This window comes from Pseudomonas sp. FSL R10-1339, assembly GCF_009600545.1.
GTDB classification, from domain to species: Bacteria; Pseudomonadota; Gammaproteobacteria; order Pseudomonadales; family Pseudomonadaceae; genus Aquipseudomonas; species Aquipseudomonas bubulae.
This window is the reverse complement of record NZ_WIVQ01000106.1, coordinates 1-15,749: the sequence shown is the minus strand read 5'-3', so window position 1 is coordinate 15,749 and position 15,749 is coordinate 1. Positions and strand designations below refer to the sequence as shown.

Here is a 15,749-nt window from a genome sequence, read left to right as displayed (position 1 = left end):
CTGGCCTGGATGCTTTGCAGGGCCTGCATCTGCTGCTGAAGCTGCTTTTGCAGCTGTGCGATCTGTTTTTTCAGCTGCTTGACCGTGTCCGAACTGTCGTCATCACTGTCAGCCGCAGGCGCCGCATTAGCGTCTCGGGCCGCCCGTGGCTTGACCTGCTCGGTGGCCGTCGCGCCGGCATCACTCACGGCCGTGCTGTCCGTGGCCTTGCTGGCCGTGGCGGCGGGGGTGCTCTGAATATTCAGGCTCGATGCCAGGGGATTGATGCTGCCAACCATGTCGATGCGTCCTTTAGACTCGTTGTCCTACAGGACATCGGCAGGTTGCGCTGGCTCTTTAATAGCGCGGCGGAAAAAAGCCGGGCAAGCGCTCATATGCTTATGCGATAAAAGTATTTAAATTTAATTTCTTATATCTATAAAGTCATACCCCTGCGTACGGGTCGACCAATCGACGCGCCGCACGAAATGAACCAGCACGGGGCCACCGTGAGTTTCTGATCGATCTGCGCGCCATTGGGCGTGCCCTGCGTGGGAGTGATTTATGTCTGTACCGTCTGCCTCTGCGATTGCCGCGAGCATCGCGCCTCAAGCCTTTGAAATCCGTCCTTTCAGCGGCGCCGTGGGTGCCGAAATCATGGGTCTGGATCTGGCTTTGCCGGTCAATGACCAGGACTTTGCGCGTATCCATCGTGCTCATCTGCAGCATCACGTGGTGGTGTTTCGTGATCAGTGCATTACCCCGCAACAACAGATCGACTTCAGCCGTCGCTTCGGCATCTTGCAGATCCATGTGCTCAAGCAATTTCTGCTGACCGGTCACCCGGAAATCCTTATCGTCTCCAACATCATCGAAAACGGCCAGTCCATTGGTCTGGGCGATGCAGGCAAGTTCTGGCATTCGGACCTGTCCTATAAAGAGCTGCCAAGCCTGGGCTCGATGCTGCATGCCCAGGAGCTGCCTGCCGAGGGCGGCGACACTCTGTTCGCCGATATGCACAAGGCCTGGGATGGCCTGCCTCAGGCCTTGCGCAAGGCGGTTGAAGGGCGTTCGGCTGCACATTCCTATACGGCGCGCTACAGCGAAAGCAAATTCGAGGGTAACTGGCGTCCGACCCTGACCCCGGAGCAACTGGCACAGGTGAACGAGGTGGTGCATCCAGTGGTGCGTACCCATCCGGAAAACGGCCGCAAGGCGCTGTTTGTCAGTGAGGGCTTTACCACTCGCATTGTCGGCCTGCCCGAGGACGAGAGCCGGCAGTTACTGGCCGAGCTCTACGCCCATAGCGTGCAGGAGCAGAACATCTATCGCCATCAGTGGCAGCCCCATGACCTGGTGTTCTGGGACAACCGTTCGCTGATCCATCTCGCCGCCGGATGCCCAAGCCATCTGCGCTGCAAGCTGTATCGCACCACCATCCAGGGCAACGCGCCTTTCTGATTGACTCATTTCAAGGAGCATTGCCATGCCCGCATCCATCAAAACCGTGGCCGCAAGTCTGGGCCTGAGCCTTAGTCTGCTTGCCGGCAGCCTCGTGGCACCGAACGTCGCCCATGCCGAAGGCGAAATCCGTATCGCCGAGCAGTTCGGCATTGTTTACCTGTTGCTCAACGTGGTGCGCGATCAAAACCTGATCGAGAAGCACGGTAAGGAGGAGGGCATCGATATCAAGGTCGATTGGACTCAGTTGTCAGGTGGCGCGGCAGTCAATGATGCCTTGTTGTCCGGCTCCATCGATATTGCCGGGGCCGGCGTCGGCCCGCTGTTGACCATCTGGGACCGCACCCATGGCAGGCAGAACGTCAAGGCCGTGGCCTCGCTGGGCAACTTCCCGTACTACCTGCTGAGCAATAACCCGCAGGTCAAAACCATCGCCGACTTCACCGAAAAAGACCGTATCGCGGTACCGGCCGTGGGCGTTTCAGTGCAGTCGCGCTTCCTGCAATACGCCGCTGCCAAACAGTGGGGCGACAAGGACTTCAACCGGCTGGACAAGTACACCATCGCCGTCCCGCATCCGGATGCCACCGCTGCGCTGATCGCAGGTGGTACGGAGCTGAGCGGGCATTTTTCCAACCCGCCGTTCCAGGATCAGGCGCTGAAAAATCCAAATGTGCATGTGGTGCTCAACACCTACGACTTGCTCGGCCCCAATTCCCCAACGGTGCTGTTTGCCACCGAGAAGTTCCGTAGCGACAACCCGAAAACCTACAAGGCCTTTATCGAGGCCCTGGCTGAAGCCGCCGAGTTTGCCCAGAACGACAAGGGCGCGGCCGCTGACACTTATATCCGCGTGACCAAGGCCAATATCGACCGCGCCGAGTTGCTTAAAATCATCGACAACCCGCAGTACGAGTTCAGCGTAACGCCGAAAAATACCTATCCGCTGGCCGAGTTCTTGTACCGCGTGGGTGCGATCAAAAATAAACCTGACTCCTGGAAGGATTACTTCTTCCAGGACGCAAAACCGTTGCAGGGGAGCTGACAATAATGAATGCCTCGGTGCAAGGCCACACGGCCAGCCACTTGAATGCAACAGGGCCAGCCCTGTTGTCGGTCGACCAGGTCAGCCTTGAATACCGCACGCCGCAGCGTGTGGTGCGGGCGACTCATCAGGTCAGCTTTGAAATCGATCCGGCCGACCGTTTTATCCTGCTTGGCCCTTCGGGATGCGGCAAGTCGACCTTGCTCAAGGCTGTGGCCGGTTTTCATGCTCCCTGTGAAGGGCAGATCCGCCTGCAGGGCCAACCCGTCACCGCCCCGGGGCCTGACCGCATGGTGGTGTTCCAGGAGTTCGACCAGTTGCCACCCTGGAAAACGCTCAAGCAAAACGTGATGTTCCCGTTGCTGGCGTCGAAAACCTTGCCTCGGCGCGAGGCCGAGGAGCGGGCCCTGCATTATCTGGACAAGGTCGGTCTGGCGGCATTTGCCGATGCTTACCCGCACACCTTGTCCGGTGGCATGAAGGCCCGGGTGGCGATTGCCCGTGCCCTGGCCATGCAGCCGAAAATCCTGTTGATGGACGAACCCTTTGCAGCTCTCGACGCCCTGACCCGACGCAAGATGCAGGAAGAATTGCTGCTGCTCTGGGAGGAGGTGCGCTTTACCTTGCTGTTTGTCACCCACTCCATCGAAGAGGCGCTGGTGGTCGGCAACCGTATCCTGCTGCTGTCGCCGCATCCGGGGCGGGTGCGGGCCGAGATCAACAGCCATCAGTACAACCTGCACAGCCTTGGCGGTGCGCAATTTCAGCACACGGCGCAGCGCATCCATCGGCTGCTGTTTGATGAAGCGCACGCCGGTACCGACGAACAACCGCTGAATTTCGCCGATATCCGTATCGCTTATTGAGCTGTGGAGGATTGTCCGATGAATCAATCATCATCTGTACGCCAGGAATATGAAGTGGTCCTGGAACCGCTGCTAAGTGTGCCGCTGGAGCGCCAATTGCCGTTGAGCCAGCGTCTGTGGCAGCAGGGCTGGTTACGTAAAAGTCTGATCCTGATTGTGCTGGCTGTGCTTTGGCAACTGGTGGCGCGCTATCAGGACAACGACCTGCTGCTGCCGACGTTTTTGCAAACAGCCAGTGCGCTGTATGACGGCCTTATCAGCGGCGAGTTGCTGAGCAAGGTGGGTATTTCCCTGGTGGTACTGCTCAAGGGCTATCTGATCGGCATCGTGCTGGCGTTTGCCCTGACCACGCTAGCGGTTTCGACTCAGTTGGGCCGTGATCTGCTGAGTACCCTGACTTCGATGTTCAACCCGCTGCCGGCGATTGCCCTGTTGCCGCTGGCGCTGCTGTGGTTCGGCCTGGGGCAGAACAGCCTGATTTTCGTGCTGGTGCATTCGGTGCTCTGGGCCCTGGCCCTGAACACCTATGCCGGGTTTCTCGGGGTGTCGGAGACCCTGCGCATGGCCGGGCGCAATTACGGGCTGAAGGGAATTCGCTTTGTGCTGTTTATTCTTATTCCGGCGGCGCTGCCTTCGATCCTTGCCGGTCTGAAAATCGGCTGGGCCTTTGCCTGGCGCACGCTGATCGCCGCCGAGCTGGTGTTTGGTGCCACCAGCGGCAAGGGCGGCCTGGGCTGGTATATCTTCCAGAACCGCAACGAGCTGTACACCGACAAGGTGTTCGCCGGGCTGGCGGTGGTGATTCTGATCGGCCTGCTGGTGGAGAACCTGGTGTTCGATACCCTGGAGCGGGTCACGGTCAAGCGCTGGGGCATGCAACGCTGACCAGCAAAACCGAGCAGGCTCGCTCCCACAGGAGGGCCTGATCGTCAACTGAGTTTCTACAGGCTCAGCCCCACCCCGCGCAATATTACCGAGGTGATGGTCTGTACCGCCTGATGGTATTGCTGGTCGGACAGCGGCTGATGGCCGTTGAGTGCGCAGACCTGATAGTCGAAGTCGGCATAGTGCTGGGTCGAGGCCCAGATCATGTACAACAACGCTGAAGGCTCCACCGGGTTGATGCGTTTTTCGTCCACCCACTGGCGTATTTTCTGCTCCATGAGTTTGGCACCCTTGGCCATATGCTCATCGAGCATGTCCTGGAACATCGGTGCACCACGCATGATTTCGTTGGCCCACAGTTTGGAGCCGTGGGGACGGGTGCGTGAATGGTTCATCTTTTCCATGATGTAGCTGGTGAGCACCACCCGCGGGTCGTCGAACTTTTCGAAACAGGCACCTTCCAGCCCCCAGGTGTCCAGCAGGTTGACCAGAACTTCGCGGTACAGCTCGTCCTTGGTGGAAAAGTAGTAGTGCAGGTTGGAGCGCGGCAGTGCGGCTTGCAGGGCGATATCGGCCATCTTGGTCCCGGCATAGCCTTGTTCGGCGAAGACTTTCTCTGCGGCCAAAAGGATTTTTTCGACGTTTTTGCGGCGGATCTTTACTTTCGGGTTGCTCATCGAGTACCTGATTTATCACGACAGGAGAGGGCTGCGGCTGACGACACAGCATAGGTCAATTGCCAGGGGGCGCTATGCGGAAAATCTCGGCGTACAACGGCCAGTGATCCGATACGCCCTGGGCATGACGGGCGCCATCGAAGCGTGCCGGGGTGCCCCAGCGGTTGACCTGATAAGGGCTGCTGTACACCAGGCGAATGCTCTGCGGATCAACCTGCCAGCCATTGAAACCGCTGGCAGCGGTCATCTGTGGCGGGAACAGAAGCATGTCGAAGAACGACCACTCGCGTTTGCTGTGGTAGTAGTAACTGCCTTTGCAGCCCGCGCAGCCGATGAACTGGGACACCGCCCAGGTGCTGGCCAGGTCTTTGGCGATATAGCCGTGCTGCTGTTCTTCGCCGGCATTGATATTGAAGTCGCCGCCGACAATGGGCAGTACATCGTCCGGCAGTTCGCGCTTGAGCCGGGCCAGGTAGGCGACGGCCTGCTGGCGCAGGTAGCCCGGGGCACCGCCTGAGGGCAGGTGCAGGGAGAAAATCGCCGCTTTCTGGCCATCAGGCAACAACAGGCGAACTTCGAGAATGCCCCGGGTTTTGCTCACCCGTGCCGGGTCATCATTCCCCAGCGCCTGGTAGGGCACTGGATGCAGGCGGGCGGTGTCCCATTGAGGCAAACGGCTGAGTACTGCGGTGTCGATACCGCGCTCGTCCCAGCCCTCGATCAGTACGCGGGTCTGGTAGCCGGACGTGTTCAGGCGGGCATTGAGTTGCTCGACAACCTTGATGTTCTCAACTTCGTTGAGCATCAGGATATCCGGCCCGCAGCCTTGATTGATCTGTTTGATCACGGCGCTGAGGCGCTTGAGTTTTTCATCGAGCAAAGTCGGGGTCCAGTCGTTTTCTTCACACTCCTTGCGCCACGCCGGGACTTCGATTTTTGTGCAGCTGGCCAGGTACTCCGGGTGCGCGCGCTTGACGCTCAGGGGCAGGTAGGCGAAGTCGTCCTTGCCGTTGTCGTGCTCGGTGTCGAACAGGTTTTCGACGTTCCAGGTCATTAGCGAGACCCGGCCAGCTTCAGGCTCGACATGATTGGCGCAGGCGGTCAGCAGCAGGGTGCAGACGACGATCAGTAAATGGGTACGCAGCAGTTTCATTGGCAGTCTATCCAGGCATAAAGGTCTGTGAGGGGGGATGCAGGCTTGTTTATGGGGGCGGGCTTCACAGGGAAATAAACACCCCCGCCAACGCAGCACTCATCAGATTGGACAGGGTTCCGGCAATTACTGCGCGCAGGCCCAGGCGGGCGATATCCTGACGCCGCGAGGGCGCCATGACGCCCAGGCTGCCGAGCAGGATGCCGATCGACGACAGGTTGGCAAAACCGCACAGGGCAAAGGTGACGATCACCTGGGTGGGCCCCGACAGTACCTGGATGCCTTTGGCAGCGGCTTGGACCGGGTCAAGATAGGCCGCGAAATCGACATAGGCGACGAACTCGTTGAGCACCAGTTTTTCGCCGATAAAACTGCCTGCCGTCATGGCCTCGCTCCACGGTACGCCGAGGACAAAAGCCAGTGGCGCAAACACATGGCCAAGAATCAGTTGCAGGCTCAGGTGGGCAAAACCGAACCAGTTGCCCACCCAGCCCAGGATGCCGTTGAGCATGGCTATCAGGGCAATAAAGGCCAGCAGCATCGCGCCCACATTAAGGGCCAGTTGCAGGCCGTTACTGACCCCCACTGCGGCGGCGTCGATGACATTCGCCGGTTTATCGTCGGGGTATACCTCGATGTCACTGAAGTTGTCGCGCGGTTCAGCGGTTTGCGGCTCCATCAGCTTGGCCATCAGCAAACCGCCGGGGGCAGCCATAAAACTGGCGGCAATCAGGTATTTAAGCTCCACGCCCAGGCTGGCATAGCCGATCAGCACCGAACCTGCGACCGAAGCCATGCCGCCGACCATCACCGCGAACAGTTCAGAGCGGGTCATACCGTCCAGAAACGGGCGCACCACAATGGGCGCTTCGGACTGGCTGACAAATATATTCGCCGTGGCCGACATCGACTCGGTACGGCTGGTGCCCAGCACCCGCTGCAAGCCGCCGCCAATCACGCGGATCACCACACTCATGATGCCCAGGTAGTAAAGGATGGCGATAAAGCTGCTGAAAAACACAATCAGCGGCAGCACCTTGATCGCAAAAACAAAGCCCTGGCTGCCAAACACTTCGCTCATTTTGCTACCTGCCAGAGGGCCGAAGACAAAGCTGATGCCTTCATTGCCATAGTCTTGCAGCAGGGCAACCGAATCGCTGATCGCAGCCAGCGTTGCCTGGCCCCATGGCACATAGAGGGCGAAGGCACCCAGGCCTGCCTGCAATACAAATGCCCCGACTACGGTCTGCAACTTGATTGCCCGGCGGTTGCTGGACAGCAGCACCGCCAGGAGAATCAATACCACCACTCCAATGAAACTCATTGACCAGATTCCCGTATGTCACGCATCAAGGTCGCACCGGTTCAGAAACCGAAGACACCGGGCAGCAATTGCTCGACCGTCCACTCGCGTGCCGCCGCCGCTTCGTGGCCGACGCAATACACCACGCAGTGAGGGCTCATCAGATCGTGCATGACCTGACGGCAGGCGCCGCACGGGGAGATCAGCGCCACGTTCGGGGCATACACCAGCATCGCCTTGAAGCTGGCAGGTGCATGGCCCTGGGCAATGGCGCTGAACAGGGCGCCGCGTTCGGCACAGTTGGTCAGGCCGTATGAGGCGTTCTCGACGTTGCAGCCGCGAATGATCCGGTCATCGGCGGTGAGCAGCGCCGCACCCACCGGGAAGTTCGAGTGCGGGCACCAGGCTGCCCGGGCTGCGGCGATCGCTTCAGGTAACAGGCGCTCGTACTGCGCCTGAGCTTCGGGGCTGCGGTTCATGGGGCGTTGCTCGCGGTGACGTCAGCCAGGGTCTGGGCAACTTTTTCAATCCGTTGTTGTGGCGTGCTTGCTCCCGCTGGCTGCCCGGCGCGGTCCTGGGCTTGCAGATAATCGACCAGTGCCTGGAGATCGTTGAGGCCGGTATCCACCCGCTGGCTGGCTTGGTTGAGTACGCTGAAGTTGTCACCGCCCCCGGCCATAAACGAGTTGACCGTGATCCGGTAGGTCTGCTCGGGTAGCACCGGTTTGCCATCGATTTTCAGGCTGTCGGCGATGATCCGCTGGCCCTGGGGCCTGCTGGCATCCCAGCGATAGCTGAGGGTGGCCGATGGCTGCAGGGGATAAAAACCGAAGCCGTTGTTCTGCCATTGCTGCTCCAGCAATTGCTTGAGCTGGGCACCGCTGAGGGTAAGGATGTTCAGGGTGTTGTTGAACGGTTGTACGGAGGCTACCTGGCCATAGGTCAGGTGCTGCTGGCCGGGTTCGAGCATCAGGTCGGTGCGGATGCCGCCCAGGTTGGTCAGTGCCACCTGTGCACCCAGGGCGCGGGTGGCGTGCAGTTGTGCATCGGCGATCAGGTCGCCCATGGCCGATTCTCCAGCGTCGTTGAGGGTGCGGTTGATTTCGCGGGTGGCGATACGGGCCACGGGTTTGTTCAGGTGTTCGTTGCTGCGCGCTTCAATATCGGCCTGCAGCGCGGCAATTTCTGGCAGCGGCGTGTAGCGCGCGGGGTCGACCACGATGTTTTGTGCCTTTGCATCGAGCAGTTGGTGGTTGACCGGGTCCACGGTGAGGGTGATATGGGTCAGCAGGCGGCCGAACGAGCTGCCCTGGGTGATCAGCTTGTCGCCCAGGCGGCACAGGTAGCCCTGGTGGGTGTGAGCGGTGACCACCACTTTGATTTGCGGGTCCAGACGCCTGGCCACATCGACGATATCGCCCTTGAGCTGGCTGCAATCCTGCTGGTCGAAGCGTTCGGTGGTTTCACCGCCCTGGTGGATCACCGCGACTACGGCATCCACCCCTTGTTTGCGCAGTTCGGGCAGTTGCGCGTTGATCGCCTCGGCCTCGTCAATGGTGTACAGACCGTCCATGCTCTGCTGGCTTACATAGGCCGGGAGGTCGCGCAACACCGCGCCGACAAAGGCGATTTTGGCGCCGTTGGCCTGCTCGATACGGTAAGCAGGCAGCAGTGGTTTGCCGGTTTGCGCGTCGATCAGGTTGGCCGCCATATAGGGGAAGCGCGTGCCGCTGTAGTTGTTGTCAAACTGGCAGGCCTTGTCCGGGCGCGGCGACACGCAGCCGCCATTGATCTGGCGTTGCAACTCCAGTTTGCCCAGATCCAGTTCATGGTTGCCAACCACACTGAACTTGAGCCCCAGTTCGCCGAGGGCTTCGAGCGTCGGCTCATCGGCCCACATCGAAGACATCGGCGGGCTGCCGCCGATCATGTCGCCCGCGCCAATCAGCAGCAGTTGCGGGTCGCTGTTGCGCAGTTCGCCAACCACGCCGCTCAGGGCGTTGATGCCCCCGGCCTTGAGTGACACCTTGCCAGTCGGCGCCGTGGCATCGGCATAGGTGAACGGGGTGGCGGCCAGATTGCCGTGAAAATCGTTGATCGCGGCAATATTGATAGCGACCGGCTTGACCGGTTGCTGGCAGGCGCCCAGCACCAATGCTGCCGGGATGACCAGGCTGGCACTGCGCAGACGCGAGAGAAGATTCGACATGCAAGCTCCTTGGTGCCGGTCAGGCGGTACGTGGCTGGCCAGCAGTGGCGACGGCAGGTGCTGACGAGGTGACGTATTGCGTGCCCAGGCCTGCGCGCAGCAAAAGCATCTTGAGGTGGTCATTGATCAGTTCAAGGCGATCTTGCAGATGGCTATTGAAGACCATGCCCACCAGCGCGATGGAGATCCCCAGTGCGGTGGCATACAGGGCTGTACCGATGCCACGGGACACTTCGCCCGGATCGGAAACACCGGCCTCGGCCAGTGCCTTGAAGGTGTCGATGATGCCCATGATGGTGCCGAGCAGGCCCAGCAGCGGCGCACCGGCGACCACGGCTTCGAGGATCCACAGGCTGTGGGACAGCTTGCCGCGCATGGAGATGTAAATGGCCTGGCCGAGGTCTTCAAGCTCCTGGTGCGAATACAGTTGGCGACGGCCGTCGTAGATCTGCGAGAGCAGTTGCAGGGGCAGGCTGTCGCGTGCGGTCAGCCCGGCAGGCAGGTCGGCGATGCTGCGGACTTTGCCATTGACCGCAGGCACCAACTGGCGCGCCTTGCGCAGCGAGTAGCTGAAGAAGATGCAGCGTTCGACGACCACAAAAGCGGCCAGGGCAGCGGCGCCGTACATGACGTAGAAGGTGATGTCGTGGAGCAGATTCATGTTCATTCGGGGTGTCCTCTAAATACGTTCATGACCCGGGCCTGTCGTGCTGGCAGGCCCGGGTGCGGGGGTCAGAAGCTGGCTTCGAAAGAGACCATGGCAGTGCGTTCTTCACCGACGTTGTAGTAAGGCGTGGCGGCGCTGACGCCGTTGACCGGTGCAGCGTTGAGCACCACGGTGCGCGCCGATGACAGGTACTCCTTGTCAAACACGTTGAGCATCGAAACGCGGATGGCCGCCGACTTGAGGATCTTCTTGTCCACCGGCAGGCGCACCCCGGCGTTGATATCGAAGGTGGTACGCCCGGAGATTTCCTGGTCGTTGGTCAGGTCGCCGTAGTAGCTGCCCACATACTTGGCGGCCACGTTGCCGTAGTAGCGCTTGTTGTCGTAACCCAGGCTGGCGTTGAGCATGTTTTTCGGCACGTTGGCCAGTTGCTTGCCGGAGGTGGGCAGTTCCTTGTTGCGTGTGGTCACGTCGTCCTGCTGCTCGGCGCTGGTATAGGTGTAAGAGGTGTAGTAGTTGAAGTTGTAGGGCAGCAGGCCGCTCCACTCCAGCTCCAGGCCCTTGTTGACCACGCTGCCGACGTTGAGCATTTCGTAGTCACCGTCGGCATTGGTGGTCGACAGCTGGCGATCCTTGTACGAGATATGGAACAGGGTGGCACTTAGCAGCATGTCGTCCTGAGTGAAGCGCCAACCCAGTTCCTGGTTCCAGCTCAGTTCCGGGGCCAGGCTGATGGAGTCGCCGGCGTTGTAAAGCACGTAGTTGGGCGGCGTACGCATATTGCGGGTGACGTTGTAGAACGCCTGGTGCTGCTCGTTGATCTGGTAGCGCGCACTGAAGTTGGGCAAAAACTCGTGGTACCTGGCATCACGCTTTTCGGGAGCGCTGTACAGGCTGCCGAGGTTGTTGCCATCGCGTTCGACGTACTGGTAGGCAATGCCGCCTGTGAGGGTCAGGTCAGGGGTGACCGTCCACACGTCCTGGGCCCAGATTTTCTGTGCCGGGGTGACGGTGTACTGGTGACGGCCCTGTACCGTGGCGCCATTTTTGTCGGTGAGCTGGTTGCCACTGTTGTAGTCGCCCCAGATATCATCCGGCGTACCGTTTTCGGTGATGCTGATAAAAGGCTGGGTCTGGCGCTGGCGGGCGCGTTCATACCAGTAGCCGACATCGATGCTGTGGGCTTCGTTGAAGTCCCATTTCAGTTTGGTGGTCACGCCAGGGCGCCAGCTCTCGGTCCATGATGGGCGGTAGTAGGTGTCGTAGGCCAGTCCGCTGAGGTCAAAGTTGCCGGCCTTGTCGCTGGTCGAAGACAGCCCGGTCGCCGATTGGCCGCTGAAGCTGCCGCCATTGGACCAGAAGTAGTAGGGCGCGATGGTCAGCGCCAGGTCGTCACGCAACTGAAAGCGCTGGGTCAGGGTGGCTGATGCGTTTTCAAACGGGTTGCGGTTGATCTTGTAGTACTGGGTCAACTTGCCGCTGCTGTTGTAGATCGGGATTTCGGCATAATCGAGGCCACGGCCCGACTTCTGGAACTGTGCCTTGCTCAGGGTGTTGTAGTTGTAGTTTTCCTGGGTGCTGTATTTGAAGATGGCATTGGTCGAGTTGCCGTTGCCATCTTCGAACAAGGTGTTCCACTCAACTCTGTCGGCGCGTACGGTGCCTTTGCCGCGCCACTTTTCGCCTTCTGTATGGGACGCCGAGACAAAGGTTTTAAAACCATTCAAATCGCCGGTGTTAATCCGCGCGAATGATTTGTTCAAACTGTTGGAACCGACCGACTGTTTGACAAAGACGCCGAAGTCCTTGGTCGGGCGCATGGTCACCAGGCCAATGTTGCCGCCACTGGAGCCGATATGCGGGCCGTCGATTTCCGAAGAACCCTGGGTGACAAAGACTTCGCCGAGGTTTTCGGGGTCGCCGAGCAGGTTGGCATACACCGCATAGTCCCCGGAATCGTTGATCGGGATACCGTCCGAGGAGACGCCGACCTGGTCGGAGTTCATCCCGCGCATGGTGAAACTGGTGCCGCTTACCCCTGATGCGTCGGTGCTGGAAACGTTGATGCCGGGGGTGTACTTGAGCTTGTCGATGGCGTTGGCAGTCGGTGCCATTTCGTCCATCGCTTCCTTGGTTACGGTCGAGCGGCCCTTGGCGCTGTCTTCTTCGACCATAAGCCCATTACCCAGACTCTGTCCGGTGACATTGACCTTGCCTATATCAACGGTATCTTCTGCGAGCGTTGATAACGTCCAGCCGCCAACCCCAACGGCCAGTAGCGTTGCGAATAAAGTATTGAGTTTCAAAACAGTTTCCCCTAAGCGTAAGTGTCAGAGCTGACGTGCTTTAGTTATGGCTCTGTGTTGTATACAAGCGTGGCGCTGAAACGGTATTTATCCTTGCCCGAGAAACTTTCTTCGGGGAAGGGCACAACTTTATCGAGGCGTTGCAAGCTGGTTTGTGCGGCACGATTGAGCAGCATATTGGTCGCCTTCTTTTCAATGCCCGAGTCGAGCACCTTGCCGCTACGGTCAACCAGCAACCACACCACCACATTGCCTTGCGGGCGTTGCAGTGAAGCCTCGCGACCTCGCGGGTATTGCTTGTATTTCTCCAGCTCCGCCAGCAGCCGGGCGATATAGCGGCTCTCCAGGTCTGCCGGGTTGGCGCGCGGGGCCTGGGCAATCGATCTGGCTGGCGCTACAGGGGGGGCCGTAGCGGGTGCAGGCGTGGGCGCTTGCAGCACAGGCAGAGGTTGAGGCCTGGGTGGTGTTGGTACGGCCTTGACCACCTGCGGTTTGGGCTTGGGTGGCGGCGGCCTGGGAGCTGGCGGTTTGGGTTTGGGTGGTGGGGGAGGCGCGATTTCCACGGCTTCGACCACTTCCTCCTCCGGTGGTGGCAACTCGGCGACCTGCTCGGGCTCCGGTTCAGTCTCGGGAGGGGGAGGCAGCAGTTCATCCAGATCTATCAGGGCCACTTCGACGCTGCTGTCGTCGTATTTGGGCGTGATTTTCAGGTCCGTGTCCATGCTGCTATGGACGGCCACCGCCAGCAGGCAGATGGCCGGCAAACAGGCGATGGCTTTGCGTGATTTGAAAAAAACCGACATGGCCTACAGCTTCCGCGTCGCAATGGAGACAGACGAGAAGCCGCTGCCCTTGAGCACATCCATCACGCTGACCAGACGCGCCACCTCAACACCTGCATCGCTGTTGAGGATGATCACCATCTTTTCGTCAGGGTTTTCCATGGCCTTGAGTTGAGCCACCAGATCGCTCTGGTTCAGATCCTTGCCATCCAGTTGCAGGCGCTCGTCCAGGCCCAGGGTGATGACCGCCTTGTTTTGCGGCTTGAGCTGCTGCGCATGAGCGGCACCTGGCAACTGGGTCTTGATGCCGAGTGCGGGTATCACGTTGAGACTGATCAATACAAAAAACACCAGCAGGAACATCATCACGTCGATCATCGGGATGATTTCGATATGCAGACGCTTTTTCTTGGGTTCTTCCCAGCTTCGCATTGCGTGTACTCCAATCCACAGAGGGGATCAAAAAGCTGAACATCCGTTCAGGTTTTCACTTGCGGTTTGCCAGGACGCAGAAGAAATGCCCAGAACCTGTCTCAAGTGACAGGTTGCAAAGGTAGAGGGGGGCTGTTTCATTTTGATTTCAGATTTTGTGTATTTTTTTGTTTTTTTTAATATCGAAACTAAACTGATTTTTGTGGTTAAAAGTGCCGTCTTTTCAGGATTTTGCAGGCATTTGCTTGAAATAGTATTTCGTTGCAGGGTGGCCAGGATAAATTTTTATAAACTTGACAGGCCTGTCAGCTTATAGATTTGGCATCAGGAATCATTCGCCATAACGCTGTTTTTCCACGGTTTTGGCTGTGCAGATGTCAAAGTGCTACTAATCTATTGTTGTTATGCAAAGGCATTGGCATGATGATATTAATCTGAAGTGCCGGCTGTTGAGATCAAGGGTTTAGCGGAGCGAACGCCATGCAGTTATTCAAAAAGCTGTTGAATATTTTGGGGCAGGCTGAGCGCAGCCGTGCTCACGTGGATAACCCTTTTCTGGTACCGCTTGAATTTGAAAGCCTCAAGCGTGAGCTGAATATCGTCGAGCAAGCCCGGCGCCATGGCGAGCAAGGCTATCCCCCTGTGGAAGCCACCCGGCTGACGGCCATTGAAGAACAGATCCGCACGACCCTTGAGTCAGAACGGCACAAGGTGCTGGCCTGGGCCGAGGCGCGCATCGCCCTGGTGCAAACCCGCCTGACAGCACTGGATATTGTTGGCACGGTAAAACGTTGCGGCGAATTTGATCAGGCGTTCGAGCGGGCGGCACAGGACCTGCTGAACAATTACGCCGTACGCCTGCAACGTCTGGAATACCGCGCACGGGAGCGCGAGGCTGAATTGTGCGCCTTGCGTTCGCAAAATCACGCCGGGTATGGCAAACAGCAGAAGCGTCGCAACGAAGCACTGGGTGTGTACCAGGACGAAATTGCAGATGTACGCAACGAACTGATGGCACTCAAGCATGAGTTCCTTGAACAGCTGGAGTCCGATGTGCTGGCCTGCAATGAGCAACTGGTGAGGTATCAGTCAGTTCTGGACGAAAAACGCAATCTGAAACCGCGCCTGGCCAGTGGCCTGAACAAGGCCGAAATGGTCATGGCGGGGCTTGTGCAATGCTATCGCGCCGAAAACCAGCTGCACCGTAATGGTCGGCGGGTGCCGGCTTACTTCAGTGACAGTATTGTGTTGCAGTCGCTGGCACTGCCCGACAGCAATACGGCCGAGGATGAAGTGAACCTGGCTTTGCAACAGCAGGCACTGACGCAGCTGATTGAGCAGCTTGAGCCGATTCGCGGGCGGATCCAGTCCTCGTTCTTTCAAAAGTACAATCAGCTGATGCCCCTGTCCTGGCTGCCTGAATACCCTCCGGCCATGGAAAACCGCATCGCCGCAGAGCCGGTTTGACACCCCGCAGGCTGGTTGCTAGGACCAGCCCAGGGTTGCCGCGGTCAGTAGCAGGTACCGGGTACCTTTGGCCAGGGTGACGATCAGCACGAAACTCCACAGCGGTTCGCGCATGACCCCGGCGATCATGGTCAGCGGATCGCCGATAATCGGCATCCAACTCAGCAGCAGTGACCAGCGCCCGTAACGCAGATAGAACTGCTGGGCCCTGTCGAGCTTTTGCTCGCTGACCGGAAACCAGCGTTTGTGCCGAAAGCGTTCCACCGAGCGGCCCAACAGCCAATTCAGTACCGAGCCCAGCACATTGCCCAGGGTGGCGACAGCCAGCAGGGTCAGGGCTGCATATTTGCCTGACAGCAGCATGCCGACCAACACGGCTTCCGACTGCATGGGCAGCAGCGATGCTGCGCCAAAGGCGGCGAGGAACAGACCCAGATAGCTGGTTAATTCAAACACGTAAACTTCCAGGGGAGATGGACACCGCCGCATACCATGTGGGAGCGTGCTTGCTCGCGAT

Annotated in this window: 15 protein-coding genes and 1 pseudogene; 5 read left to right on the top strand and 11 right to left on the bottom strand. The window is 59.0% G+C overall.

Features of this window, described 5'->3' with window-relative positions:
* Positions 1-278, bottom strand: a pseudogene (locus GHO03_RS21120) (hypothetical protein); the annotation flags it as partial.
* Positions 279-543: 265 nt separating this feature from the next.
* On the opposite strand from GHO03_RS21120, the gene GHO03_RS21115 reads away from it, so the two are divergent.
* From GHO03_RS21115 to GHO03_RS21100, 4 genes are read left to right on the top strand one after another with little or no spacing between them, the layout of a single operon-like run.
* Positions 544-1,440, top strand: coding sequence for a TauD/TfdA family dioxygenase (locus tag GHO03_RS21115; protein ID WP_153400471.1), 897 nt, complete (start codon positions 544-546; stop codon positions 1,438-1,440).
* 25 nt (positions 1,441-1,465) lie between these two features.
* The gene (locus tag GHO03_RS21110; protein WP_095024728.1) at positions 1,466-2,485 is read left to right on the top strand and encodes an ABC transporter substrate-binding protein; all 1,020 of its coding nucleotides are present in this window, start codon (positions 1,466-1,468) and stop codon (positions 2,483-2,485) included.
* Positions 2,486-2,490: 5 nt separating this feature from the next.
* Positions 2,491-3,351, top strand: coding sequence for an ABC transporter ATP-binding protein (locus tag GHO03_RS21105; RefSeq protein WP_095000364.1), 861 nt, complete (start codon positions 2,491-2,493; stop codon positions 3,349-3,351).
* Positions 3,352-3,369: 18 nt separating this feature from the next.
* Positions 3,370-4,236 (top strand): ABC transporter permease, encoded by an 867-nt coding sequence (locus GHO03_RS21100; RefSeq protein WP_095000363.1) that lies wholly within the window; start codon positions 3,370-3,372, stop codon positions 4,234-4,236.
* Positions 4,237-4,292: 56 nt separating this feature from the next.
* Here GHO03_RS21100 and GHO03_RS21095 read toward each other — a convergent pair whose 3' ends face one another.
* From GHO03_RS21095 to GHO03_RS21055, 9 genes are all read right to left on the bottom strand, one after another.
* Positions 4,293-4,913 (bottom strand): TetR/AcrR family transcriptional regulator, encoded by a 621-nt coding sequence (locus GHO03_RS21095; RefSeq protein ID WP_095020006.1) that lies wholly within the window; start codon positions 4,911-4,913, stop codon positions 4,293-4,295.
* Between the two features lie 55 nt (positions 4,914-4,968).
* A complete protein-coding gene (locus GHO03_RS21090) occupies positions 4,969-6,066 on the bottom strand; it encodes an endonuclease/exonuclease/phosphatase family protein (protein WP_153400470.1) in 1,098 nt (365 codons plus the stop codon).
* A gap of 64 nt (positions 6,067-6,130) precedes the next feature.
* The gene (locus GHO03_RS21085) at positions 6,131-7,390 is read right to left on the bottom strand and encodes a NupC/NupG family nucleoside CNT transporter (RefSeq protein WP_153400469.1); all 1,260 of its coding nucleotides are present in this window, start codon (positions 7,388-7,390) and stop codon (positions 6,131-6,133) included.
* A gap of 41 nt (positions 7,391-7,431) precedes the next feature.
* On the bottom strand, positions 7,432-7,848 hold the full coding sequence (locus tag GHO03_RS21080; protein ID WP_153400468.1) for a cytidine deaminase: 417 nt from the start codon (positions 7,846-7,848) through the stop codon (positions 7,432-7,434).
* Positions 7,845-9,578 (bottom strand): bifunctional UDP-sugar hydrolase/5'-nucleotidase, encoded by a 1,734-nt coding sequence (locus GHO03_RS21075; RefSeq protein WP_153400467.1) that lies wholly within the window; start codon positions 9,576-9,578, stop codon positions 7,845-7,847. Before GHO03_RS21075 ends, GHO03_RS21080 begins: the two co-directional genes overlap by 4 nt.
* A gap of 19 nt (positions 9,579-9,597) precedes the next feature.
* Positions 9,598-10,245 carry a MotA/TolQ/ExbB proton channel family protein gene (locus tag GHO03_RS21070; protein ID WP_153400466.1) on the bottom strand — a complete coding sequence of 216 codons (648 nt, stop codon included), beginning with the start codon at positions 10,243-10,245 and terminating at the stop codon, positions 9,598-9,600.
* Positions 10,246-10,310: 65 nt separating this feature from the next.
* The gene (locus GHO03_RS21065) at positions 10,311-12,551 is read right to left on the bottom strand and encodes a TonB-dependent receptor (RefSeq protein ID WP_133144548.1); all 2,241 of its coding nucleotides are present in this window, start codon (positions 12,549-12,551) and stop codon (positions 10,311-10,313) included.
* 44 nt (positions 12,552-12,595) lie between these two features.
* Positions 12,596-13,354 (bottom strand): energy transducer TonB, encoded by a 759-nt coding sequence (locus tag GHO03_RS21060; protein WP_153400465.1) that lies wholly within the window; start codon positions 13,352-13,354, stop codon positions 12,596-12,598.
* Positions 13,355-13,357: 3 nt separating this feature from the next.
* Positions 13,358-13,765: a biopolymer transporter ExbD gene (locus GHO03_RS21055; protein WP_095000354.1), complete on the bottom strand. Its 408-nt coding sequence runs from the start codon at positions 13,763-13,765 to the stop codon at positions 13,358-13,360.
* Between the two features lie 480 nt (positions 13,766-14,245).
* On the opposite strand from GHO03_RS21055, the gene GHO03_RS21050 reads away from it, so the two are divergent.
* Positions 14,246-15,232 carry a hypothetical protein gene (locus GHO03_RS21050; RefSeq protein ID WP_153400464.1) on the top strand — a complete coding sequence of 329 codons (987 nt, stop codon included), beginning with the start codon at positions 14,246-14,248 and terminating at the stop codon, positions 15,230-15,232.
* Between the two features lie 18 nt (positions 15,233-15,250).
* Here GHO03_RS21050 and GHO03_RS21045 read toward each other — a convergent pair whose 3' ends face one another.
* Positions 15,251-15,688, bottom strand: coding sequence for a YqaA family protein (locus GHO03_RS21045; protein WP_095031618.1), 438 nt, complete (start codon positions 15,686-15,688; stop codon positions 15,251-15,253).
* Between the last annotated feature and the right edge of the window lie 61 nt (positions 15,689-15,749).

Coding starts and splice junctions, on each gene's coding strand:
- GHO03_RS21115 (WP_153400471.1), top strand. CDS start 544: ATGTCTGTACCGTCTGCCTCTGCGATTGCCGCGAGCATCGCGCCTCAA.
- GHO03_RS21110 (WP_095024728.1), top strand. CDS start 1,466: ATGCCCGCATCCATCAAAACCGTGGCCGCAAGTCTGGGCCTGAGCCTT.
- GHO03_RS21105 (WP_095000364.1), top strand. CDS start 2,491: ATGAATGCCTCGGTGCAAGGCCACACGGCCAGCCACTTGAATGCAACA.
- GHO03_RS21100 (WP_095000363.1), top strand. CDS start 3,370: ATGAATCAATCATCATCTGTACGCCAGGAATATGAAGTGGTCCTGGAA.
- GHO03_RS21095 (WP_095020006.1), bottom strand. CDS start 4,913: ATGAGCAACCCGAAAGTAAAGATCCGCCGCAAAAACGTCGAAAAAATC.
- GHO03_RS21090 (WP_153400470.1), bottom strand. CDS start 6,066: ATGAAACTGCTGCGTACCCATTTACTGATCGTCGTCTGCACCCTGCTG.
- GHO03_RS21085 (WP_153400469.1), bottom strand. CDS start 7,390: ATGAGTTTCATTGGAGTGGTGGTATTGATTCTCCTGGCGGTGCTGCTG.
- GHO03_RS21080 (WP_153400468.1), bottom strand. CDS start 7,848: ATGAACCGCAGCCCCGAAGCTCAGGCGCAGTACGAGCGCCTGTTACCT.
- GHO03_RS21075 (WP_153400467.1), bottom strand. CDS start 9,578: ATGTCGAATCTTCTCTCGCGTCTGCGCAGTGCCAGCCTGGTCATCCCG.
- GHO03_RS21070 (WP_153400466.1), bottom strand. CDS start 10,245: ATGAACATGAATCTGCTCCACGACATCACCTTCTACGTCATGTACGGC.
- GHO03_RS21060 (WP_153400465.1), bottom strand. CDS start 13,354: ATGTCGGTTTTTTTCAAATCACGCAAAGCCATCGCCTGTTTGCCGGCC.
- GHO03_RS21055 (WP_095000354.1), bottom strand. CDS start 13,765: ATGCGAAGCTGGGAAGAACCCAAGAAAAAGCGTCTGCATATCGAAATC.
- GHO03_RS21050 (WP_153400464.1), top strand. CDS start 14,246: ATGCAGTTATTCAAAAAGCTGTTGAATATTTTGGGGCAGGCTGAGCGC.